The sequence below is a fragment of the uncultured Serinicoccus sp. genome (assembly GCF_947500995.1).
GTDB lineage: Bacteria > Actinomycetota > Actinomycetes > Actinomycetales > Dermatophilaceae > Ornithinicoccus.
Genome location: NZ_CANMUA010000008.1, coordinates 104,441 through 125,758 on the forward strand (window position 1 = coordinate 104,441; position 21,318 = coordinate 125,758).

20 protein-coding genes are annotated in these 21,318 nt (G+C 73.5%); 11 read left to right on the plus strand and 9 right to left on the minus strand.

Annotated features, from left to right (window positions below; genetic code table 11):
- Window positions 1-50 precede the first annotated feature (50 nt).
- Window positions 51-1,037, plus strand: coding sequence for a hypothetical protein (locus Q0967_RS13215; RefSeq protein WP_298749957.1), 987 nt, complete (start codon window positions 51-53; stop codon window positions 1,035-1,037).
- A gap of 141 nt (window positions 1,038-1,178) precedes the next feature.
- Here Q0967_RS13215 and Q0967_RS13220 read toward each other — a convergent pair whose 3' ends face one another.
- Window positions 1,179-1,790 (minus strand): biotin transporter BioY, encoded by a 612-nt coding sequence (locus tag Q0967_RS13220; protein WP_298749960.1) that lies wholly within the window; start codon window positions 1,788-1,790, stop codon window positions 1,179-1,181.
- 188 nt (window positions 1,791-1,978) lie between these two features.
- Between Q0967_RS13220 and Q0967_RS13225 the strand changes: the two genes are divergently transcribed.
- Both Q0967_RS13225 and ilvA read left to right on the plus strand, forming a co-directional pair.
- Window positions 1,979-2,998: a 6-phosphofructokinase gene (locus Q0967_RS13225; RefSeq protein WP_298749962.1), complete on the plus strand. Its 1,020-nt coding sequence runs from the start codon at window positions 1,979-1,981 to the stop codon at window positions 2,996-2,998.
- Window positions 2,999-3,100: 102 nt separating this feature from the next.
- Window positions 3,101-4,381 carry a threonine ammonia-lyase IlvA gene (gene ilvA, locus Q0967_RS13230; protein WP_298749963.1) on the plus strand — a complete coding sequence of 427 codons (1,281 nt, stop codon included), beginning with the start codon at window positions 3,101-3,103 and terminating at the stop codon, window positions 4,379-4,381.
- Between the two features lie 67 nt (window positions 4,382-4,448).
- Here the strand turns inward: ilvA and Q0967_RS13235 are convergent, their stop codons facing one another.
- Entirely contained in the window at window positions 4,449-5,279 is an 831-nt protein-coding gene (locus tag Q0967_RS13235; protein WP_298749965.1) for a siderophore-interacting protein, read from the minus strand.
- Between the two features lie 106 nt (window positions 5,280-5,385).
- Here Q0967_RS13235 and Q0967_RS13240 point away from each other — a divergent pair, with 106 nt between their 5' ends.
- The 5 genes from Q0967_RS13240 to Q0967_RS13260 all read left to right on the plus strand — a co-directional run bounded on the left by Q0967_RS13240 (window position 5,386) and on the right by Q0967_RS13260 (window position 9,965).
- Window positions 5,386-6,444: an iron-siderophore ABC transporter substrate-binding protein gene (locus Q0967_RS13240; RefSeq protein ID WP_298749967.1), complete on the plus strand. Its 1,059-nt coding sequence runs from the start codon at window positions 5,386-5,388 to the stop codon at window positions 6,442-6,444.
- Window positions 6,441-7,499 (plus strand): iron ABC transporter permease, encoded by a 1,059-nt coding sequence (locus Q0967_RS13245; RefSeq protein ID WP_298749970.1) that lies wholly within the window; start codon window positions 6,441-6,443, stop codon window positions 7,497-7,499. The genes Q0967_RS13240 and Q0967_RS13245 overlap by 4 nt, the downstream gene beginning before the upstream one ends.
- A 35-nt stretch (window positions 7,500-7,534) precedes the next feature.
- A complete protein-coding gene (locus Q0967_RS13250) occupies window positions 7,535-8,545 on the plus strand; it encodes an iron chelate uptake ABC transporter family permease subunit (RefSeq protein ID WP_298750307.1) in 1,011 nt (336 codons plus the stop codon).
- Window positions 8,542-9,360, plus strand: coding sequence for an ABC transporter ATP-binding protein (locus Q0967_RS13255; RefSeq protein WP_298749972.1), 819 nt, complete (start codon window positions 8,542-8,544; stop codon window positions 9,358-9,360). Before Q0967_RS13250 ends, Q0967_RS13255 begins: the two co-directional genes overlap by 4 nt.
- Before the next feature lie 191 nt (window positions 9,361-9,551).
- On the plus strand, window positions 9,552-9,965 hold the full coding sequence (locus Q0967_RS13260; protein ID WP_298749974.1) for a hypothetical protein: 414 nt from the start codon (window positions 9,552-9,554) through the stop codon (window positions 9,963-9,965).
- Window positions 9,966-10,138: 173 nt separating this feature from the next.
- On the opposite strand, the gene Q0967_RS13265 is transcribed toward Q0967_RS13260, so the two are convergent.
- Window positions 10,139-12,385, minus strand: coding sequence for an MMPL family transporter (locus Q0967_RS13265; protein ID WP_298749976.1), 2,247 nt, complete (start codon window positions 12,383-12,385; stop codon window positions 10,139-10,141).
- Between the two features lie 95 nt (window positions 12,386-12,480).
- Between Q0967_RS13265 and Q0967_RS13270 the strand changes: the two genes are divergently transcribed.
- Genes Q0967_RS13270 through moaA form a run of 3 tightly spaced genes read left to right on the plus strand, consistent with a single transcriptional unit; the run spans window position 12,481 to window position 14,614 of the window.
- Window positions 12,481-13,020 (plus strand): MarR family winged helix-turn-helix transcriptional regulator, encoded by a 540-nt coding sequence (locus Q0967_RS13270; protein WP_298749978.1) that lies wholly within the window; start codon window positions 12,481-12,483, stop codon window positions 13,018-13,020.
- A 20-nt stretch (window positions 13,021-13,040) separates the two neighbouring features.
- Entirely contained in the window at window positions 13,041-13,586 is a 546-nt protein-coding gene (locus Q0967_RS13275; RefSeq protein ID WP_298749980.1) for a molybdenum cofactor biosynthesis protein B, read from the plus strand.
- The gene (gene moaA / locus Q0967_RS13280) at window positions 13,586-14,614 is read left to right on the plus strand and encodes a GTP 3',8-cyclase MoaA (RefSeq protein ID WP_298749982.1); all 1,029 of its coding nucleotides are present in this window, start codon (window positions 13,586-13,588) and stop codon (window positions 14,612-14,614) included. The genes Q0967_RS13275 and moaA overlap by 1 nt, the downstream gene beginning before the upstream one ends.
- Window positions 14,615-14,646: 32 nt before the next feature.
- On the opposite strand, the gene Q0967_RS13285 is transcribed toward moaA, so the two are convergent.
- From Q0967_RS13285 to Q0967_RS13310, 6 genes are all read right to left on the minus strand, one after another.
- Window positions 14,647-16,452 carry a cytosine permease gene (locus Q0967_RS13285; protein WP_298749984.1) on the minus strand — a complete coding sequence of 602 codons (1,806 nt, stop codon included), beginning with the start codon at window positions 16,450-16,452 and terminating at the stop codon, window positions 14,647-14,649.
- Between the two features lie 5 nt (window positions 16,453-16,457).
- Window positions 16,458-17,828, minus strand: coding sequence for an ABC transporter substrate-binding protein (locus Q0967_RS13290; RefSeq protein WP_298749985.1), 1,371 nt, complete (start codon window positions 17,826-17,828; stop codon window positions 16,458-16,460).
- A 307-nt stretch (window positions 17,829-18,135) separates the two neighbouring features.
- Entirely contained in the window at window positions 18,136-18,375 is a 240-nt protein-coding gene (locus Q0967_RS13295) for a MoaD/ThiS family protein (protein ID WP_298749987.1), read from the minus strand.
- Window positions 18,376-18,480: 105 nt separating this feature from the next.
- Window positions 18,481-19,143 carry a molybdenum cofactor guanylyltransferase gene (locus Q0967_RS13300; protein ID WP_298749991.1) on the minus strand — a complete coding sequence of 221 codons (663 nt, stop codon included), beginning with the start codon at window positions 19,141-19,143 and terminating at the stop codon, window positions 18,481-18,483.
- Between the two features lie 21 nt (window positions 19,144-19,164).
- The gene (locus Q0967_RS13305; protein WP_298749993.1) at window positions 19,165-20,388 is read right to left on the minus strand and encodes a ThiF family adenylyltransferase; all 1,224 of its coding nucleotides are present in this window, start codon (window positions 20,386-20,388) and stop codon (window positions 19,165-19,167) included.
- Window positions 20,389-20,419: 31 nt separating this feature from the next.
- Window positions 20,420-21,286 carry a glycosyltransferase family 2 protein gene (locus Q0967_RS13310; protein ID WP_298749995.1) on the minus strand — a complete coding sequence of 289 codons (867 nt, stop codon included), beginning with the start codon at window positions 21,284-21,286 and terminating at the stop codon, window positions 20,420-20,422.
- Window positions 21,287-21,318: the final 32 nt, after the last annotated feature.

Consider the following 21,318-nt stretch of genomic DNA (forward strand, 5'->3'; position numbering starts at 1 on the left):
GCGACCCGCTGCGGGAGGTCGACCTGCGCGGCGCTGGCTAGCCTGGCCTCGTGGACGAGCAGGCGGACGAGGAGGACGAGTCCGACTCGGCGCTGCGCGAAGCGGTCTCCGCGGTGTATGCCGCCGCGCCCGCCGACTTCGTCGCGACCCGTCAGGAGTGGGTCACCCGGCTGCGCTCCCAGGGGCGCAGGGACCTCGCGAAGGAGGCCGGGGCGCTGCGCAAGCCGAGCGTCGCGGCGGCCGCGGTCAACGCCCTGGTGCGGGCCGGGGACCCGGCCGCCGAGAGGTTGACGGAGGTCGGGGCCCGGCTCCGGCACGCCCAGTCGGCGATGGACGTGACCGGGCTGCAGGAGCTGCGCGCCGAGCGCGACGCGGTGCTGGCCGAGTGGGTCGCGGCCGCCCGCCGGCACGCGCCCGTGCCGCTCACGGCCGCCGGTGAGGGCGAGGTCCGCGACACCGGGGTCGCCGCCCTGGCCGGCGCCCACGCGACCGAGGTGGTCCTCGGTGGGACGTTGACCCGGGCGCTGGCCTACAGCGGGTTCGGCGAGGTCGACGTGGCCGACGCCGTGGCGCGCACGAGCACCGGTGTCGTGCTCACCCGGATCGAGGGTGGCGGCGCCGCGGACCAGCCGGCACCCGCCGGGGTCGGGGACCCGTCCCGCGACGACGACGGGGCGACGCCAGCCGGACCCGACGGACCCGACGGGGCCGCTGAGGAGCCCGACGACAGCGACGCACTGCCACGGCTGCAGGACGAGCTGGAGGCGGCCGAGGCGGAGGTCGGCCGGGCGCGGGAGGCCCGCAAGGAGGCCGCGGAGGCGGCGGGCCGGCGACGGGACGAGCTCGAGGTCGCCCGGTCCGGGGTGGAGCAGGCCCGCCGGCTGCTGGCCCAGGCGGAGCAGCACGCGACCACGGCGCAGGAGCGCGCCGACCGTGCCCAGGGCGAGGAGGACGCCGCGGACGAGGGCCTGGCGGCGGCACGCACCGCCCGGGACGAGGCGCGAACCCGGCTCGAGGAGGCGCAGGACGCCGGCTGAGCAGGCCGGTTCGAGTCCCCCGCCGGGGAGGGGCGCCCCGTCACGTCACGAGCCTGCCGACCCCACTCATACGCAGAAGGTGTTCCTCTGCGGGGATGCATCCCGGCGGAGGAACACCTTCTGCGTGGGAGTGTGGTGCGCTCAGTCGCGCCCGGAGTCCAGACGGCGCACGAGCGCCCAGACGGCGGGGAAGATCGCGGCGGCGATGCCGGCCTTGATGATGCCGGGCACGATGAAGGGCGTGACGCCGATGGCGGCGATGGCCGCCGGGTCGGTCATGCCGAGGATGCCGGCCATGTAGGGCACGCCCACGAGGAAGGGCGCGGCCGTGGCGAGGAGGAAGCCGACCATGGCCAGCCCGACGTGCCGGTCCCAGGCCCGCTCGGCGGCCCAGCCGGCGATGGCCGCCGCGGCGACGAAGCCGATGATGAACCCGAAGGTCGGCGACATGAGGTAGAGCGGACCACCCGCTCCGCCGGCGAAGATCGGCGCTCCCGCCAGGCCGGCGACCATGTAGGTCGTCAGGGCCGCGGCACCGCGGCGCATGCCCAGCGCCGACCCGACGAGCATGACGCCCAGGGTCTGCCCGGTGATGGGGACCGGCCCGATGCGGAACTCCACGAGGGCGAGCAGCGACACCACGACCACACCACCGGCGACGAGCCCGACGTCGGTGAGGACCCCCCGCCGCGGCAGGAGCCGGTCGGCGAGGACGAGCGACGGTGCGGGGGACGAGGCGGAGGCGGTCGACATGGGCCACAGGATGCCACAGCCGCACCCGCGCGGCGGCCCGCCACGACCGGCCCCGCCGACCTGGGGCGACTGGCACCCGGGTGACCCCACGTCATACCCTGGGAGCCGCACTGGCGCCGGTCACTGCCCCCTGGGGTGGCCGGCGCGATGTCGTTGCCGCCCTGTGAGACCACGACGAAGGACACTGCATGAAGATCGGCCTGCTGACCTCCGGCGGCGACTGCCCCGGACTCAACGCCGTCATCCGTGGCGTGGTCCTCAAGGGGGACCGGATCTACGAGCACGAGTTCGTCGGCATCAAGGACGGCTTCCGCGGCCTGGTCGAGGACGACATCGTCCCGCTCCCCCGCAAGCGCGTCCGCGGCCTGTCCAAGGTCGGCGGCACCATCCTCGGCACCTCCCGGATCAGCCCGATCCGCACCGGCGGCATCGACAGGGTCAAGGAGGTCATGGACAAGCACGAGATCGACGCGCTCGTGGCGATCGGCGGTGAGGGGACGCTGACCGTGGCCCGCATGTTCCACGACGAGGGCATCAACGTCGTCGGCGTGCCCAAGACGATCGACAACGACCTCTCGGCCACCGACCGGACCTTCGGCTTCGACACCGCGGTGTCCATCGCGACCGAGTCCATCGACCGGCTGCGCACCACCGGCGAGGCGCACTCGCGCTGCATGGTCGTGGAGGTCATGGGCCGGCACGTCGGGTGGATCGCCCTGCACGCCGGCATCGCCAGCGGCGCGCACGCGATCCTCATCCCGGAGGTGCCGGTGGCCACCGACCAGCTGTGCCAGTGGGTGCAGAACGCCATGGACCGTGGTCGCGCGCCGACCATCGTGGTCGCCGAGGGCTTCACCTTCGCCGGGGCCGAGCAGGTCGCCAGCGACCGGGTGGACGGCTTCGGGCGCCCGCTGCTCGGCGGCATCGGCGAGGCGGTGACCCGCGTCATCGAGGAGCGCACCGGCATCGAGACCCGCAACACCACGCTGGGCCACCTGCAGCGCGGCGGCGTCCCCAGCTCCTACGACCGGGTGCTGGCCACCCGGTTCGGCACCGCCGCCATCGACTCGGTCAGCGCCAAGAAGTGGGGCACGATGGTCGCGCTGAACGGCATGGACATCGTCAACGTCAACCTGCGCGACGCGACCAGCGAGCTCAAGCTCGTCCCCCGCGACCAGTGGGACGAGGCCGCCATCATGTTCGGCTGACGCCGGAGGCCGGGCCGCGGGCCGACCATGGTCGCGCCGGCACCTCTTGACCCGGCGTCACCCCGGTCCAGGGCAGGTGCGGCGCGCACCTAGGATCGCGGTATGCCGTTCTCCGAGCCCGTGCACGCCTCACCCGACCAGGCGCTGCCGACGGCGACCGACATCGAGGAGGCCGCAGGGCGCATCGCGGGGCGGGTGGGCCGGACCGCGCTGGAGCGCAGCGACCGGCTCTCGGAGCAGACCGGCGCCTCGGTGTGGCTCAAGCGGGAGGACCAGCAGCCGGTGCGGTCCTACAAGGGTCGCGGGGCCGCCAACCTCATCGCCCAGCTGGACAGCGAGCAGATCTGGGCCGGGGTCGTCTGCGCCAGCGCCGGCAACCACGCCCAGGGCGTGGCCCACGCCTGCGCCACCCTGGGCGTCAACGCCCGCATCTACCTGCCCGCGAACACCCCCCGGCAGAAGCGGGACCGGGTCGCCGACATCGGGGGCGACTGGGTCGAGGTCGTCGTGGGGGGCCGGACCTACGACGAGGCCGCCGCCGCCGCGCTGGCCGACGCGGAGCGCACCGGTGCGACCCTCGTGCCTGCCTTCGACCACCCGCACACCATCGCCGGGCAGGGGACGATCGCCCGGGAGATCAGCGAGGACCTGCCCGGCCCGCCGGACGTCGTGGTCGTGCCGTGCGGTGGCGGCGGGCTGCTCGCCGGGTGCCTCACGTGGTTCGGCGAGCACGCGCCCGGGGTGCGGGTCGTCGCCGCCGAGCCGGCCGGCGCCGCCAGCATGATGGCAGCCACCCGCGCCGGCGAGCCGGTCGCGCTGGAGGAGATCGACCGCTTCGTGGACGGTGCCGCGGTGCAGAAGGTCGGGAGGCACACCTTCGAGGTGGTGCGACGGCACACCCCCGAGCTGGTCGCCGTGCCGGAGGGCCGCATCTGCACCGAGATGATCCGGCTCTACCAGAGCGAGGGCATCATCGCCGAGCCTGCCGGGGCGCTGGCTCCCGCTGCGCTGGAGGGCCTGGGCGACCTGCGCGGTCTCACGGTCGTCGTGGTGGTCTCCGGCGGCAACAACGACCTGCTGCGCTACCCCGAGGTGATGGAGCGCTCCCTCATCCACGAGGGCCTCAAGCACTACTTCCTCGTCGACTTCCCGCAGGAGCCGGGGATGCTGCGGCAGTTCCTCAACGAGGTGCTCGGCCCGGACGACGACATCGCGCTGTTCGAGTACGTCAAGCGCAACAACCGCGAGACCGGCCCGGCCCTGGTCGGCATCGAGCTCGGGGCCCGGGAGGACCTCGCGCCGCTGCTGGAGCGCCTGGAGGCCAGCTCGATGGAGATCGAGCCGATCCAGCCCGACAGCCCGCTCTTCCGCTTCATCCTCTGAGCACAGGACGCGCGGCCGGGCCGCACCGGACGCGCGGCCGGGCCGCACCGGACGCGTGGCCGGGCCGTCAGTGGCTGGCGCCGGCCTTCCAGTAGCCGCAGAAGCTGATCTGCTTCTTCGGTATACCGTGGCGCACCCAGTGCCGGCGCGCGGCGGTGGCGAGGTCGGACTCGCCGGCGACCCAGGCATACACGGGGCCGTCGGGCACCGGCACCTCCCGCAGGGCGGCGAGGACGGCCGCCCCCGGGGTCGCCCCCGCCGGACGCACCACCCAGCGGACGTCGATGCCCTCCGGCCCCTCCAGCGCCTGCCGGTCGTCGGGGTGCGGCACCTCGACGACCGCGGTGCCGCGGGCCTCGCTGGGGGCGTGCCGCAGGATGCCGGCGAGCGCCGGCAGCGCCGACTCGTCGGCGGCCAGCAGCAGGGGCGCCTCCTCGAGCGGGTGGTAGATCGCCCCCTCGTCGATGATGGCCACCTCGTCGCCCACCTCGCAGCGCTGCGCCCACAGCGACGCGGGGCCGGCGTCACCGTGCTCCTCGCTGCCGTGGACGACGAAATCGACGTCGAGCTCGGGCCCGTCCACCCCGTGCTCGCGGTAGGCCCGCACGGTGTAGTTCCGGATGACGGGACGCTGGGAGGCCGGGACGAGCATGAACTTCGCGTAGGCCGCCGTGGTCAGCTGGTCCGGCACGTGCCGCAGCGAGTCCGGCCCCCCGGTGGGCAGGAAGAGCCGGAACCACTGGTCGTCACCGATCACCTCGAAGTCGTCCAGGTCGGCTCCGCCCAGGGTGATCCGGGCGAAGGTGGGGGTGGGGCGGTACGCACCCCGCACACGGAGGCGCAGGGCGCGCGCGACCCGGGGCTTGCGTCGGGTGGCCTGCAGGTTGCTCTTGGCCATGGTGATCGGTCTCCTGCGGTGTGGGGCGACGGGGCGGGGTGGTACCGACCACCCAGCGCCAGCATATACATTAGGTTCGCCTTGCCTAACTCGACTAAGGAGAACCATGCGATCCTCTCGCGTCCTCGGCGCCGCCACGGCGCTCACCCTCGCCCTGGCGCTGACCGCCTGCGGTGAGTCGTCCGGCTCCTCCGAGGAGACCGACGCCGAGGCGGGCGCCACCGAGGGCTCGTCCGACGGCGCGTCCGAGGGCACCTTCCCCGTCACCATCGAGCACGCCTTCGGCGAGACGACCATCGAGGAGCAGCCCGAGCGGGTCGCCTCGGTCGCGTGGGCCAACCACGAGGTGCCGCTGGCCCTCGGCATCGTGCCGGTGGGCATGAGCGAGGCCACCTGGGGCGACGACGACGACAACGGCGTGCTGCCCTGGGTCGAGGACGCGCTCGCCGAGATGGACGCCGAGACCCCGGTCCTCTTCGACGAGACCGACGGCATCGACTTCGAGGCCGTGGCCGACACCGAGCCCGACGTCATCCTCGCCGCCTACTCCGGTCTCACCCAGGAGGAGTACGACACCCTCAGCCAGATCGCGCCGGTCGTGGCCTACCCCGAGCTGGCGTGGGGCACCACCTGGCAGCAGATGGTCGAGCTCAACAGCCAGGCGCTCGGGATGGCCGAGGAGGGCGACGCCCTGGTCGAGGAGCTGGAGGGCTACGTCTCCGACACCGTCGCCGACTACCCCGAGCTCGAGGGCAAGAGCGCCATGTTCAGCTCGCACAGCACCGACGACCTCAGCCAGGTCGGCTTCTACACCACCAACGACCCGCGGGCGCTCTTCCTCGAGGAGCTGGGGATGACCACGCCCGAGCTGGTCGCCGAGCGCTCCGCGGAGAGCGACACCTTCTACGAGACGGTCAGCGCGGAGAACGCCGACCTGCTCGAGGACGTCGACCTGCTCGTCACCTACGGCGACGACAGCCTCCTGACCCAGCTGCAGGACAACGCCCTCGTCTCGGAGATCCCGGCCGTCGAGGACGGCGCCGTCGTCATGCTGGAGAACGACACCCCGCTCGCCGCCGCGGCCAACCCCTCGCCGCTCGCCCTCGAGTGGGGCCTGACCGACTTCCTCGACCTGGTCTCCGCCGCCGCAGAGAAGAGCCGGTGACCGACACCCTCACCGCCGCCCCGCCGGACGCCGCGACCCCCGCGGCGCGCCGGCGGGTCGGCACGCGGGCATACCGCCTCATCACCCTCGTCGTGGCCCTCGGTGCGCTCGTGCTCGCCGGGGTCCTGTCGGTCACCTTCGGCGCCCGAGAGATCGGGTATGCCGATCTCGTCGCCGCGCTGGGTGGCGCGCAGGACAACATCTCGCAGGCCGCCGTCGCGCAGCGCGTGCCCCGCACCCTCCTGGCCATGCTCGTCGGCGCGGCCCTGGGCCTGGCCGGCGCCGTCATGCAGGGCGTCACCCGCAACCCCCTCGCCGACCCCGGCATCCTCGGGGTCACCTCCGGCGCCTCGCTGGCAGTGGTGGTCGGCATCGCCTTCTTCGGGCTGTCCACCGCCGGTGGCTACATCTGGGTGGCCATCCTCGGTGCCGCGGTCGCGTCCGCCGTCGTCTACGCGATCGGCTCGATGGGGCGCGGCGGCGCCACCCCGCTCAAGCTGGCCCTCGCCGGTGCCGCGATGTCCGCGGCCTTCTCCTCGCTGGTCAGCGCGATCCTGCTGCCGCGGATCCAGGTGATGGACTCCTTCCGGTTCTGGCAGATCGGTGGCGTCGGCGGGGCCACCCCGGAGAAGATCCTCGTGGCCCTCCCCTTCCTGCTCGCCGGCACGCTCCTGTCCTTCCTCGTGGCCCGGGGCCTCAACTCGCTCGCCCTGGGTGACGACCTGGCCGCCGGGCTGGGCGAGCGGGTGGCCCTCACCCGCGTGCTGGCCGCGGTCGGGGCGGTCACGCTCTGCGGCGCTGCGACCGCCGTGGCCGGACCGATCGGCTTCGTCGGGCTCGTCGTGCCGCACGCCTGCCGGCTCGTCGTCGGCACCGACCACCGGTGGCTGCTCCCGCTGTCCATGCTGGTCGGGGCGGTCCTGCTCACCCTCGCCGACGTCGTCGGGCGGGTCGTGGCGCGGCCGGCGGAGGTCGACGTGGGCATCATCACCGCGCTCATCGGGGCGCCGGTCTTCATCATCATCGTGCGCCGGATGCGGGCGAGGGCACTGTGAGAACGGCACCCGCCACCCGCCCCGCCCCGTCCCCGCTGCGCGCGGGCCGTCGGCGGCGCGCCGCGAGCCGTCGTCGTGCCGCCGCCCTCCTCGGGGTGCTCGTGCTCGCGCTCTTCGCGCTGAGCCTCATGGTGGGGCAGACGTTCTACGGGCCTGGGGAGGTCTGGCGGGTCGTCCTCGGGCAGGACGTGCCCGGAGCCTCCTTCACCGTCGGCACCCTGCGGCTGCCGCGCGCCGTCCTCGGGCTGGTCGCCGGTGCCTCGCTCGGGATCGCGGGCGTGACCTTCCAGACCATGCTGCGCAACCCCCTCGCCTCCCCCGACATCATCGGCATCAGCGCCGGGGCCAGTGCCGCCGCCGTCATCGGCATCGTGGTGCTGCGGGTGGACGAGGCGTTGGTCTCCGGCATGGCGATCGTGGCTGCGCTGGTGACGGCGCTGGTCATCTACCTCCTCGCCTACCGGGACGGCGTCCTGGGTACCCGGCTCATCCTCATCGGCATCGGCATCGCCGCGATGCTGGACTCGGTCGTCGCCTACGTCATCGTGCGCGCCGCCGCGTGGGACCTGCAGGTCGCCATGCGCTGGCTCACCGGCAGCCTCAACGGCGCCACCTGGGGCATCGTGCTGCCGCTCGTCGTGGCGGCGGCGGTGCTCATGCCCGTGCTGCTCGCCCAGTCGCGCCAGCTGGACCTGCTGCAGCACGGTGACGACACCGCCAGCGCCCTCGGGGTGCGCGTGGAGCGCACCCGGCTGACGGTCATCGTGGCCGCGGTGGCGCTCATCGCCTTCGCGACCGCCGCCGCGGGTCCCATCGCCTTCGTCGCCTTCCTCGCCGGGCCGATCGCGGCGCGCGTCGTCGGACCGGGGGGCTCGCTCATGGTCCCGGCCGCGCTCACCGGCGCCCTGCTCGTGCTGGCGGCGGACCTCGCCGGGCAGCACCTCTTCGGCACCCGCTACCCGGTCGGGGTCATCACCGGGGTCCTCGGGGCCCCCTACCTCGTCTACCTGCTCGTCCGCACCAACCGCGCCGGAGGCTCGTTGTGACCGACTCGCACACCCTTGTCGCCGAGCACGTCAGCCTCGGCTACGGCGACCGCACCGTCGTGGACGGCCTCGACCTCACCGTCCCCCCGGGTCGCATCACGACCATCGTCGGCGCCAACGCCTGCGGCAAGTCGACGCTGCTGCGCGCGCTGTCGCGGCTCCTCGCGCCCAGCCAGGGCCACGTGCTGCTGGACGGCAAGGCCGTGCACACCCAGCCCACCAAGGCCGTCGCGCGCACCATGGGCCTGCTGCCCCAGAGCCCCCTCGCGCCCGAGGGCATCGCGGTCGCCGACCTCGTCGCCCGCGGGCGCAGCCCCCACCAGCGGATGCTGTCCCGGTGGGCGGTCGCCGACGAGCAGGCGGTCGAGGAGGCGCTCGAGCTGACCGGGACGACCGACCTCGTCGACCGGTCCGTGGACGAGCTCTCGGGCGGGCAGCGGCAGCGGGTCTGGATCGCCATGGCCCTCGCCCAGCAGACCGACATCCTGCTCCTCGACGAGCCGACGACCTTCCTCGACATCTGCCACCAGATCGAGGTGCTCGACCTGCTCACCGACCTCAACCGGACGCGGGGCACGACGATCGTCATGGTGCTGCACGACCTCAACCTCGCGGCGCGCTACGCCGACCACCTCGTCGCGATGTGCGGCGGCCAGCTGCTCGCGGGCGGGACCCCCGAGGAGGTGCTCACCGCCGAGACCGTCGAACGGGTCTTCGGCATGCGCAGCGAGGTGGTGGCCGACCCCGTCTCCGGCAAGCCGATGGTGCTGCCCATCGGCCGCCACCACTCCGCCCAACCCGTCGGGCACGCCTGAACCGCACCGGACGTGCGGTCAGGACACACAGGACGCACGGTCGGGACACACCGGACGCGCGGCCAGGACGCACAGGACACGCGATCAGGACACACCGGACGCACGGTGCACGCAGACCCGTCCCGTGGGCATGCCTGGCGCTGACGATGCGACGGCAGCAGCAGCGGCGTCGTGACTGCCACGATGGGGGTATGCCGCGCGTCCAGATCCAGCCCACCCGCACCCAGTTCTGGCTCATGGTCGCTCCGTGGCCCCTCATCCTCACCGCGAACCTGATCGGCCTGGTCGACGGTGGTCGGGACGGTGCCGCCTGGCTGGTCCTCGACCTCGTGTTCGTGCTGGGCCCGGCCGCGCTGCTCGTCATGATGGTGACCGGCGCCCAGACCACCACCGCCGATGCCGACGGCCTGCACCGCCACTGGTTCTACGGCCGTCGGCGGGTCCCCTGGAGCGAGGTCACCGAGATCCGACCGGCTCCCAGCTACCCGGAGCGCCTCGTCATCCGCGGCGAGGCCCGCCGGACCCTGGTCGAGGGGATGAAGCCGACCGACGACGAGGTGGCGCAGCTGCATACCTGGCACCAGGCGGCTCTCCGCACACCCTGACCGCCCGTCGGGTGTGACGGGACGCCCTCGTCGGCTGCGAGGGACCGGACTCATACGCAGACATGCTTCCTCTGCCGTGAGGCGTCACGACAGAGGAAGCACTGGTGCGTACGAGTGGACGGTGCGGACCGGACGCGCGTCCTGTGCGGACCCGACGCGCGTCCGGTGCAGCCCTACCGCGCGTCCGGTGCGCCGGCAGGGGCCAGCTCCGCCGTGCCCTGGCCGCCGGCCTCCGTGCCCTCCTCGTCGGTCCGGTGGCGGCCGGCCTGGTCCACGCGCCGCGGCCACCAGAAGCGCTCGCCGAGCACCCGGACGATCGCCGGGACGAGCACCGTCCGCACCAGCAGCGTGTCGAGCAGCACACCGATGCAGATCACGACACCGATCTGGGCCAGCACCACCAGCGGCAGCACCCCCAGCACCGCGAAGACCGCCGCCAGCAGGATGCCGGCCGAGGTGATGACGCCACCGGTCGCACCCAGCGCCCGCAGCACGCCGTCGCGCGTCCCGTGCACGCCGGCCTCCTCCAGCGTCCGCGTGATGAGGAAGATGTTGTAGTCCACGCCGAGCGCCACGAGGAAGAGGAAGGCCAGCAGCGGCATGCTGGCGTCGATCGCCCCGAAGCCGAAGACGCCGGTGAAGAGCCACCACGACACCCCGATCGCCGCGCAGAACGTGGCGACCACCGAGGTGACGAGGATGACGGGGGCGAGGACCGAGCGCAGCAGCCCCATGAGCGCCAGCAGCACCAGCGCGAGGATGAGCGGCATGACGACGAAGCGGTCGCGGACGTTGCCGTCCGACTCGTCCAGCGCGGAGGCGTCACCGCCGGTGACGTGGGTGTCGGCATACCCCTCGACCGCGGCGCGCACCTCCCCGACGGTCTCCTGGGCGGCCTCGCTGCCGGGCTCGGCCTCCAGCACGACCTGCACCTGACCGATGCCGTCGACCGGCTCGACCGGCGTCACCTGCGTCACCCCGTCGACGTCCTCCACCGCCGCGGCGAGCTCGTCGACCTGCGCCTCGTCACCGCGGGTGACGACGACGAGCGGGTCGGAGGTCCCGGCCGGGAAGGACTCGCCCAGCCGCTCGGCCGCGGTGATCGCCTCGGGCGTCTCGAGGAACTGGTCCTCCGGCGCCAGCCCGCTGCTGATCTGGGTGATCCCGAACGCCATGGCGGCGAGCAGGGTGAGGGTCCCGGCGATGTATGCCGCGGGGGCCTTCGCGACCGTGTCGCCGATGCGCCGCCACAGCGAGCGGGACTCCGCGAGCACGGCCTGCCCCTCGCGCGGCACCTGGGGCCAGAAGACCCAGCGCCCGAAGACGACGAGCGCACCCGGGAGGACGAGCAGCACGAAGGCCATCGCCACGAGGACGCCGACCGCGCACGCCAGCCCCAGACCGCGGGTCGAGGGGAAGACCGAGAGCAGCAGGCACAGCACGCCGACGACGACCGTGCTGGCGCTGGCGATGATCGCCTCGGCGGCCCGGCGCAGCGCCAGCGCCATGGCCTCGTGCCGGGAGGAGTGCCGGCGCAGCTCGTCGCGGTAGCGGCTGATGAGCAGCAGGGCGTAGTTGGTGCCGGCGCCGAAGACGAGGACCGACAGGATGCCGATGGTCGACTCGTCCCACGGGATGCCGAAGAGCTTGAGCACGTGCGTCGCCGCGCTGGCCGCGGTCTGGTCGGCGACGCCGACGACGAGCAGCGGGATGACCCACAGGACGGGGCTGCGGTAGGTCACGATGAGCAGCAGCGCCACGACGGCCGCGGTCGTCCCGAGCAGGGTGATGTTGGCGCCGTCGAAGACGGAGGCCAGGTCGGCCTCGATCGCGGCCGGGCCGGTGACCTGCGCCGTCACGCCGTCGGGTACGCCGTCGCTCAGGTCGGTGCGCAGCTGCGTCACCACCTGCTGGGTGTCGGTGGCGGTCGGCGCGTCCAGGTCGATGACACTGATCGCCGCGGTGCCGTCCTCGGCGGGGATGACCGGGTACTCACCGCTCAGCCCCGGCGGCGGCCCGCCACCCTCCTGGCCGGCGCCCTCGGGAGCCCCCGACCCCTCGGCCCCCTCCGGTGCGCCGCCCTCGGGCGCCCCCTCGCCCGCGCCGGACCCCTGGGTCGCGGGCGGCTCGGCACCCTCGGGAGCGACGTCCTCCATGAGCTGGGAGAGCTCGGGCAGCGACGCCTCGATGTCGGAGTCGGCGGTGAAGAGCACGATCGCGGTCTTGCTGCCCTCGTCCGGCAGCTCGTCCAGCAGCGCCTGCCCCTGGGTGCTGTCGAAGCCGGCCGGCAGGGTGTCCAGGGCGGACGCGCTGCGCTCGGCCTGGCCGATCCCGGCGATGACGCCGACGCCGAGCAGCAGCCCGACCAGCGCGATGATCCAGGACCGAGGAGCGGTGAGCGTGGTCACGAGGCGAGACATCTGGGGTCCTCCGGCGTAGGCTGAGACGGAATCGTCAGGCAAGTACCTAACCAAGTGAGCAATCTAGTGACCGAAAGTAGCACGGGGCGGCCCCGGTGACGAGCCGGGAGACGACGTCGGCGTCCGGTCCGGGAGGCACCTCCGGTCCGGGTCCCGGCGCGCAGGGCGCGGCACGCCCCGAGGTGGGGCCGCAGACCCGGTGGGTCGACGCGTGGCAGCCCGGCCCGGTGCTGGACACCCTGCGCCGGCTGCTCGACAGCGGTCGCCGCGCCACCCCGGCACTCGCCCGCCGGGCCGGGCTGACGCATACCGAGCTCGCGGTGCTCGAGCACCTCATGGAGGACCCGGCAGGACCCAGCGAGCTCGCCCAGCGCCTCGGCGTCACGACGGCCGCCGCCAGCGGGATCGTGGACCGGCTCGTCTCCCGCGGGCACGCCCAGCGCCAGCCGCACCCGACCGACCGCCGCCGCACGGCGGTGGTGGCCACCCCCAGCGGGCGGGAGGAGCTCATGGGGCACCTCATGCCGATGTTCGCCGAGCTGGCCCAGGTCGAGGCCTCCCTGACCGACGCCGAGCGCGAGGTCGTGCTGCGCTTCCTCACCGACGCGGACCGGGCCGTCGGGCGCCTGCTGTGACGCGCACCTAGACTGACGTGATGAGCCAGCAGGCTGGCGAGCACACGCAGGAGACGACGCCCGGGCGCACGGGAGCCGTGGCGATCACCGTCTCCGACCGCAGTTCCGACGGACGCCGCGAGGACGAGAGCGGGCGGCTGCTGGTCGCCGCGCTCCGCGACCTCGGGTATGCCGTCTCCTCCTCGGTCGTCGTGCCGGACGGGGTCGAGTCGGTCGCCGACGCGTTGCGCGCGGCCGTCGCCGACGGCGCCCGCCTCGTCGTGACGACGGGTGGCACCGGCATGGGGCCCCGTGACCTCACCCCGGAGGGCACCCGTCAGGTCATCACCCGGGAGAACCCCGGCATGGCCGAGCTCATGCGCCGGGAGGGGTCCCGGCAGACCCCCTACGCGGCGGTGTCGCGCGGGGTGGTCGGCGTCGTCGACTGGCCGGCCGAGCGCGGCGTCGGTGGCACCCTCGTCATCAACCTGCCCGGCCGGCCGGCCGCGGTGACCGAGGGCATGGACATCATCGGGCCGCTGCTGCGCCACGTGCTGTCGCAGGTCAGCGGGGGTGACCACACGTGATGACCCGCGACCCGCTGGTCGACAGCTACGGCCGGGTCCACCGCGACCTGCGGATCTCGGTGACCGACCGGTGCTCGCTGCGCTGCACCTACTGCATGCCCGAGGACGGGGTGCCCTGGCTGCCGCGGGCGACGATGCTCACCACCGAGGAGGTCGTGCGCCTCGCCGACGTGGCGGTGTCCATGGGCATCGACGAGATCCGGCTCACCGGCGGCGAGCCGCTGCTGCGCCGCGACCTCGTCGACGTCGTCGCCGGCCTCTCCGCGCTCGACCCGGCGCCCGAGATCTCCATGACGACCAACGCCATCGGCCTGGCCAAGAACGCCGCCGCCCTGCGCGAGGCGGGCCTGACGAGGGTCAACGTCAGCCTCGACACGCTGCGGCGCGACGTCTTCATCTCCCTCGCCAAGCGGGACCGGCTCGCCGACACCCTCGCCGGGGTCCACGCCGCCGCCGCGGCAGGGCTGGTCCCGGTCAAGATCAACACCGTCCTCATGCGCGGGGTCAACGACGCCGACGAGGACGTCGTGGCGCTGCTGACCTTCGCCCTCGAGCACGGCTACGAGCTGCGCTTCATCGAGCAGATGCCGCTGGACGCCCAGCACGGCTGGGACCGCACCCAGATGATCAGCGGCGCGGAGATCCTGGACAAGCTGCGCACCGGCTACGACCTCACCGCCCAGCCGGACGAGTCGCGCGGCAGCGCACCGGCCGAGCTCTTCGACGTCCGGCCCCTGGGTGCCGCACCCGGCAGCGAACCGCTCGGCACCGTCGGCGCCATCGCGTCGGTGACGATGCCGTTCTGCGGCAGCTGCGACCGGGTCCGGCTCACCGCAGACGGCATGATCCGCAACTGCCTCTTCGCCGCCGGGGAGACCGACCTGCGGACCCCCCTGCGCGAGGGCGCCTCGGACGACGAGCTGGCCGCGCTGCTGCGCGCCTCGATCACCGCCAAGCTGCCCGGGCACGGCATCAACCAGGCCGACTTCCTGCAGCCGCCCCGGCCCATGAGCGCCATCGGCGGCTAAGCCACCACCAGCGGCTCGCCCCCGATCGAGGGTCAGACCGCCGCGCCGACCGGCTCCTTCTCTCCGCCCTCGCCGTCGTCGCCGGTGCTCCCGGCGTCGGCGCGGGCCTGCTCGTGCGCACGCTGGTCGAGCGCCTTGCCCCGCCGCAGCTCCCAGTAGGCGGCGACGAAGTAGACCACCGTGCCGGTGATGGCGATGGTGTAGAAGGTGTTGCGCTGCGTCAGGTAGGTGTAGATGTCGGGGCTGTCGAGGAACACCACCAGGGCGTAGACGAGGATGACGGCGAGCGCGAGCATCCAGATGCCCCGCAGCATCCGGGTCAGCGTCGACGTGTCCTTGACGTGCCCCGGCAGGGACTCGGCCTGCCGGCGCTTGAACTCCTGGGCGCGTTCGAGGAACAGCTCGTTGTCCTTCACCTCCTCCGTGTAGTCGTCGGCCGCTCCGGCCCGTCGGGCCAGCGCGATGTAGAGCAGGCTGGCGACGATCCAGGCCGGCACGAAGGCGAAGTAGGGGGAGATGATCTGGGTGATGTTCAGCACCGCCCCCACGCCGAAGGCGGCCGCCCAGGCGATGATCGCCGGCACGTTGGTGACCCCCTTGAAGCGCGCCCAGTACTCCGTGAGGCCGAAGCGGGGGAAGAGCTTGTGCTCGGCGTACACGATGCCGCCGACGGGTGCGAGGAGGACCCCGGCCCAGGTGACCAGCGGGGCGTAGTTGCGGTAGACGAACGGGAAGCACGCGACGACCACGACGATGACGCCGACGATGAGGGTCGCCCGACCGCGCGACATCGACGGGAAGACTCCCTGGGTGGCCAGCCCCGCCCGGTAGAGGTTGGCGTTGGCGGTCGTCCATCCCGCGACGACCACGGTGACGTACCCCGCATACCCGAGGGCCACCCAGGACACGTCGCCCGGGGACAGGACGGTGATGCTCGTCAGCGTGAGCGCGGCGGTGGCCGCGCCCATGAGGCCGGCGGAGAACCAGGCGACGTAGTGCCCGAAGAGCATGCCGGTCGAGGTCATGAGCCCGTGCCACCCCTTGCGGGCGTAGCGCAGCAGCGCCATGTCGATCATCCCCGCGTGGGCGAAGCTGTTGGCCGCCCAGGCCAGGCCGGCGACCTCGAGCATCCCGATGCCGGGCTCCCCCTCGGGGGTGACGCCGGTGAAGACCGTCGCGCCGGCGATGTCGACGAACTCGCTGAAGCTGCTGATCGTCGTCACGCCGGTGACCGACTCGGCGACGGCCGGCAGCAGCACGAGGCCACCGACGGTGAACATCGTCGCGAGCCAGGGCCCGCAGATCGTCGCGAACTCGGCGAGCGCGTTGAACCCGAACACTGCGACGAGCACGGCGACGACGCTGAAGGCCACGACGAGGATGACGAAACCGAGATGGGTGGGGTATGCCTCCGCCTGGGTCGGGATGCCGATCACCCGTTGGACGGCGGTCGCCGACACGGTGAGCATGGCCGCGGAGATGACGGCGAAGACGATGGCGTTGGCGAGGTTGTAGATCCGGGAGATGGAGCCTCCGCCGAACCGCAGCAGGTAGGTGTAGACGCTCAGCCCGACCTCCCGCGCGACCGGGGTCGTGATGAGCCAGAAGGTGAGGACGGCCAGGGCGTTGCCGATGAGCAGCCCGATGAGCACGTCCCAGATCCCGGCACCGAGGATGACGAAGGTGGCCCCGAAGACGAACTCGGTCCCGGCGACGTTCTCGGCGGCGTAGAGGCCGGCGAAGTGCTTGGCCCCGTGCTTCTCGTGCTCGCCGACGGGCAGCAGCTCGGGGTCGGTGTTGGCGATCTGGCGGTCGATCTGCTCGGTGGTCCGTGCCATCGCTCTCAGTCCTCGGTGCTCTCGGAGTCGGCCTCGGCGTCCTCCTGGTCGGCGAGCAGCCTGGTCTGCTCGATGGTCTGGTCCGCGACCCACTGGCTGCGCTCCAGCGCCTCGTCCAGGTCGAGGTCGCCGGCGATCGCCTGGGTCATCTGCTGCCCCACGGCGTTGCCGAGGCTCTGGAAGGCCGGCACGTCGACGTACTGCATGCCGACGTAGGGGACCGGCTCCGTGCTCGGCTCGGTGATGTCCGAGGTGCGGATCGACTCCAGGGTCAGCTCGGCGAACGGCTCGGCCGCCTCCCGGTAGTCAGGGTTGTCGTAGAGGTCGACCCGGCTCCCCGGCGGGACCGCCGCCCAGCCCCGGTCCTCGGCGACGAGCGCGGCATACTCGCTGGACGTCGCCCAGGTGACGAACTCCCGCGCGAGCTCGCTGTTGTCCGAGGACGCGGGGATGGCGAGCGCCCACGACCACAGCCAGTTGCTCGGGCGGCCCTCCGGGGTGCCCGGCGCCATGACGAAGCCGACGTCCTCGGCCACCGTCGAGGCCTCGGGGTCGGTGACGAAGCTGGCGGCCGAGGTGGCGTCGACCCAGACCCCGCACTCCCCCTCCCGGAAGAGGGCGAGATTCTCGCTGTAGCCGGCCTCGGCGACACCCTCGGGCGCCAGGGCGGCGAGGGCGAGGTAGGTCTCGGCGGCCGCGTGCCACTGCTCGCTGTCGAGCTCGGCACGCCAGTCCTCGTCGAACCAGCGCGCGCCGTAGGAGTGGGCCATCGCGGTGAGGACGGCGCCGTTCTCGCCCCAGCCGGCCTTGCCACGGATGCAGGCCCCGGCGGTGTCGGTCTGCTCGTCGACGGCGGTGGCGGCAGCGAGCACGTCCTCCCACGTCGGCTGGTCGGGCATCTCGACGCCGACCTCCTCGAGCAGGTCGGTGCGGTACATCGTCACGCTGGACTCGCCGTAGAAGGGCGCCGCCTGCATCGTCCCGTCCGTGCTGAGCGCGTCGCGCACCTCGGGCACGAAGGCCTCGGGGTCGAAGCCCTCGGGCATGTCCGTCAGGGGCGTCAACAGCTCCTGGCCGGCCCAGACCTGGGCCTCGTAGGTGCCGACGGACGCCACGTCGAAACGGCCGGCGCCCGTGCCGACGTCGGTCGAGACCGTCTCCCGCAGCTCGTTCTCCCCCTGGCGGACCCACTCGATCTCGACGCCGGGGTGCTCGTCGAGGAAGGCGGTGCTCAGCTCCTGCAGCACGTCCAGGTCGCCGTTGTCGACGACGGCGACGGTCAGCGTGTCGGGGCCGGTCTCCTCCTCGCCGCTGCACCCGGCCAGGGCCAGCAGCGACATCGCACCGACGAGCGCCACCGCCCTGCCTGCGCGCACCGGAGACGGTCGTCGGGAGGCGGGTGCGGACGGCTCTGGTCGCATGCGGTGACTCCTTCGTCAGGGGTGCCGGACCCGCTCGGGCCCGGCGACCGACACCTGGACCAAGGCTCGCACACCCCGCCCGGCCGTCGGCTCCACGGCTGCTCATCTGAGCATCTTGAGATGCACTTATGAGATCCCTCCTAGCAAACGGTACGTGCCAGTGCCTGTCAAGGCGGGGGGCGGAGGGCAACGGCCGGCCCGTGCCAGGGGTGCGTGCGGCCAGGTGGCGTGCGGGTCCGGCGTGGCGCTGCAGGCGAGCGGCTCAGCCGCCGGCGAAGGGGGGCAGCACGTCGACGACGGCGTCGTGGTGCAGCGGCAGGGCCGGGTCGGCGACGTACTGGCCGTCGTGCAGGACGGTGCTCAGGGCCAGGACCCGGGTGAGCTCGGCCCCGTGCCGCTCGCGCAGGGCGGCGAGCAACGAGCCGAGGTCATCCGCCTCGACGTGCTCGCTCTCGGTGCCGGCGGCCTCGGCGGCCGCGGCGAAGAACCTCACCGTCGCCATGGCGCCAGTCTTGCAGACGCGCCGGTATGCCGCGTCCCCGCCGGTGCCCTGCCGAGGCCCGTGACCTCCAGGCGCGAGCGGCTCGCCCCCGCACTCCGGGGACGGCTACTCCCAGCGCCGGAGGTCCTCCCAGGTGTCGATGTCGCCGAGACGACCGGGGTCGACCTCGACCTCGCCCCAGCGCAGGTCGGCGACGAGGGAGCGCACGGACGCGTGGTGGGCCTGCCCGATCCTGCGCAGGGCCGCTTCCAGGACCGGGCGCCGGTAGACCGCCAGCAACCACTGGCGGCGCCCGGTGCCGTCGGAGGGGCAGAGGGCGTCGACGCCGGTCCCCGCCCCGGGCAGCTGGGCCCTCAGCCGGGCGAGGACCCCGGCGGCCTGCGGCTGGTCGACGGCGCAGACCGCGACCCAGGCCGTCGGACGACCGGCGGGACGGGCCTCGAGCGCCTCCAACCCCGCGGCGATCCCGGCCACCGGGCCACCGCCCGGAGGGTCCTCGAGGGTGCGCTCGACACCCGTCGGGACGGGGGTGTCACCGACCACCACCACGCGACCGCCGAGGTCGGCGTCGAGCACGCGGTCCAGGAGGCTCCGGCCCTCCACGACGAGCGCGGCCTTGTCGGCCCCGCCGAGGCGCTCCCCCCGGCCCCCGGCCAGGACGACGAGGTCGACGTCGGGCAGCTCGCCCCCGAGACCTCCGCGACGCTGGCCGGCCCCGCCCTCGGGCTCACGGCCGCCGTGCTCACCGCGCGGCTCCACCGGGGTCATGAGGAGGTCACCAGGAGGGCATCAGTAGGTCGGCAGGGTCGGGTCGACCTGCTCGATCCACGCGAGGATCCCGCCGGTCATGACGCTGACGTCCCCGTGCCCGAGCCGCACCAGGTGGGCCGCCGCACGCTGGGCCCGCGGGCCCGCCTTGCAGTAGACGACCACCGGGCCGGGCGGCAGGTGGTGGTCGAGGTCCTCCCAGCTCAGGACCTCACCGACCGGCACGAGCAGCGCCCCGGGGACGGTCCCGAGCTCGTGCTCGGCCGGCTCCCGCACGTCCAGCACCACGGGGGCCGCACCCGCCGTGCCGTCGCCCGTCGGGCAGGAGCCGATGACGTCGGGCCGGGTGGGAGCCTCACCACCACCGGCGGGAGCCGACGGGAGGCCTGCGCCGAGCATCCCGGCCACCTCCGCCGGGCCGACCTCGGGCAGCGGCACGACCGGCCGCAGCTGCTCGCGCTGCTCCGGCTGCACCACGGCCCCGACCGGACGCAGGGGTACCTCCCTGGTGCGCTGCGTCAGCGCGTCGATGAGCAGGATGCGACCGACCAGCGGCTCCCCGAAACCGCAGACCAGCTTGACCACCTCCGCCGCCATGATCGAGCCCACCTGGCCGACCAGCGCCCCGAGCACCCCCGCCTCCGAGCAGCTGGGGACGTCCTCCGCGCGGGGTGGCACCGGGAAGAGGTCCCGCAGGGACACGGCGTCCTCGACGCCCGGCACGAAGGTCGACAGCTGGGCGTCGAAGCGCAGCACCGCGGCCCACACCAGGGGGACCCCCAGGGCGACGCAGGCGTCGGACACGGCATACCGGGTCGGGAAGTTGTCGGCACCGTCGAGCACGACGTCGTGCCCGCGCAGCAGCTCCTGCGCGTTGCCCGCGTCGATCCGGGTACGCCGCACGCTCACCGACACGTCCGGGTTCAGCCCGCGGACGAAGGCCTCGGCGGAGGCCCCCTTGGGGGTGCCCACGGCGTCGGCGCGGTGGATGACCTGCCGCTGGAGGTTGGTGACGTCCACGTCGTCGTCGTCGATCACCGTGAGGTGCCCGACGCCGGCGGCGGCCAGGTAGGCGAGCACCGGGCTGCCGAGCCCTCCGGCCCCCACCACGGCCACGCTGGCGTTCAGCAGGCGGCGCTGCGCGCTCATGCCCATGCCGGGCACCAGGAGGTGACGTGAGTAGCGGGACACCTGCTCGGGCGTCAGCGGCGGGCCGGGCTCGACCAACGGCGGCAGCGGGGTCATGGACCCAGTGTGCACGCCCGCCGCGCGCGGCTCACCGCCGTGCCGGGACGGGGATGCGGCCGGAGGCGTCGCGCTGCACGACACCCTCGCCCACGAGCCGGCTGAGCCACGGATGGTCCGGCTCGGCGCCCCACCGCTCGCGCCAGACCGCGGCGTGGGCCCGGGCGTAGCGTGCCTCCTGGTCCGGCGTCAGGCGCTCGCTGGGCTGGCGGTAGGCCTCGGCGCCGCCGACCCAGACCAACGTCCCGCCCGCCCGGTCCACGACGTGGGCGAAGTCGTGCGCCTCCAGGCCCGGGCCGACGTAGTCGGTGCAGAAGCCGCCGGTCTGGTGGAAGTGGTCGGCGCTCAGCGCGAAGCTGGCCGGGGTGAAGAGGTGCAGGCGCTCGTTCACCTGCGTCTCGCCGGGCGCGAGCGCGGGCGCGCCGGGTGCCCGCAGGCTCAGCTCGTGCATCTGGCGCAGGGGGTAGCCCAGCGCGGGATTCTCCAGCGGCGGGAGCCTCAGGACCGGCGAACTCCACACCACCGGACCGGCGGGGGTGCCCGTCTCGCGCTGGTCGGTGACGGCGGCGACATACCTCTCCAGCGTGCGCGGTCCGGGGATGACCGCGGCGTCGAGGAAGACAAGGACGTCGGCGCCCTGCTCCACGGCGAGCTCGGCAGCGCGGTTGCGGGCGGCGGCGTAGGGCAGAGCGCGCCGGTCGGTGGTCACCGGCTTGACGATCGTCTGCCAGCGGTCGGTCCCGAGGGGAAGCCGACCACGGGTGAGGTCGCGGTCTCCCATGGAGATGACGACGTGCAACGCGGGCGGCATCGTCCCTACCGACAGGCCGTCTACCTGGGCCAGCAGGTGGTCGTGATGCCCGCGCGTCATGGTCAGCACAGCAACAGTCACGGGCACGCGCCGAATCATAGGCAGCCCATCTGGACGGT

Bases quoted from the DNA above. Each gene is read 5' to 3' on its own strand.
- Q0967_RS13220 (WP_298749960.1), bottom strand. From the start codon at position 1,790: ATGTCGACCGCCTCCGCCTCGTCCCCCGCACCGTCGCTCGTCCTCGCC.
- Q0967_RS13225 (WP_298749962.1), top strand. From the start codon at position 1,979: ATGAAGATCGGCCTGCTGACCTCCGGCGGCGACTGCCCCGGACTCAAC.
- ilvA (WP_298749963.1), top strand. From the start codon at position 3,101: ATGCCGTTCTCCGAGCCCGTGCACGCCTCACCCGACCAGGCGCTGCCG.
- Q0967_RS13235 (WP_298749965.1), bottom strand. From the start codon at position 5,279: ATGGCCAAGAGCAACCTGCAGGCCACCCGACGCAAGCCCCGGGTCGCG.
- Q0967_RS13240 (WP_298749967.1), top strand. From the start codon at position 5,386: ATGCGATCCTCTCGCGTCCTCGGCGCCGCCACGGCGCTCACCCTCGCC.
- Q0967_RS13260 (WP_298749974.1), top strand. From the start codon at position 9,552: ATGCCGCGCGTCCAGATCCAGCCCACCCGCACCCAGTTCTGGCTCATG.
- Q0967_RS13265 (WP_298749976.1), bottom strand. From the start codon at position 12,385: ATGTCTCGCCTCGTGACCACGCTCACCGCTCCTCGGTCCTGGATCATC.
- Q0967_RS13275 (WP_298749980.1), top strand. From the start codon at position 13,041: ATGAGCCAGCAGGCTGGCGAGCACACGCAGGAGACGACGCCCGGGCGC.
- moaA (WP_298749982.1), top strand. From the start codon at position 13,586: ATGACCCGCGACCCGCTGGTCGACAGCTACGGCCGGGTCCACCGCGAC.
- Q0967_RS13285 (WP_298749984.1), bottom strand. From the start codon at position 16,452: ATGGCACGGACCACCGAGCAGATCGACCGCCAGATCGCCAACACCGAC.
- Q0967_RS13295 (WP_298749987.1), bottom strand. From the start codon at position 18,375: ATGGCGACGGTGAGGTTCTTCGCCGCGGCCGCCGAGGCCGCCGGCACC.
- Q0967_RS13300 (WP_298749991.1), bottom strand. From the start codon at position 19,143: ATGACCCCGGTGGAGCCGCGCGGTGAGCACGGCGGCCGTGAGCCCGAG.
- Q0967_RS13305 (WP_298749993.1), bottom strand. From the start codon at position 20,388: ATGACCCCGCTGCCGCCGTTGGTCGAGCCCGGCCCGCCGCTGACGCCC.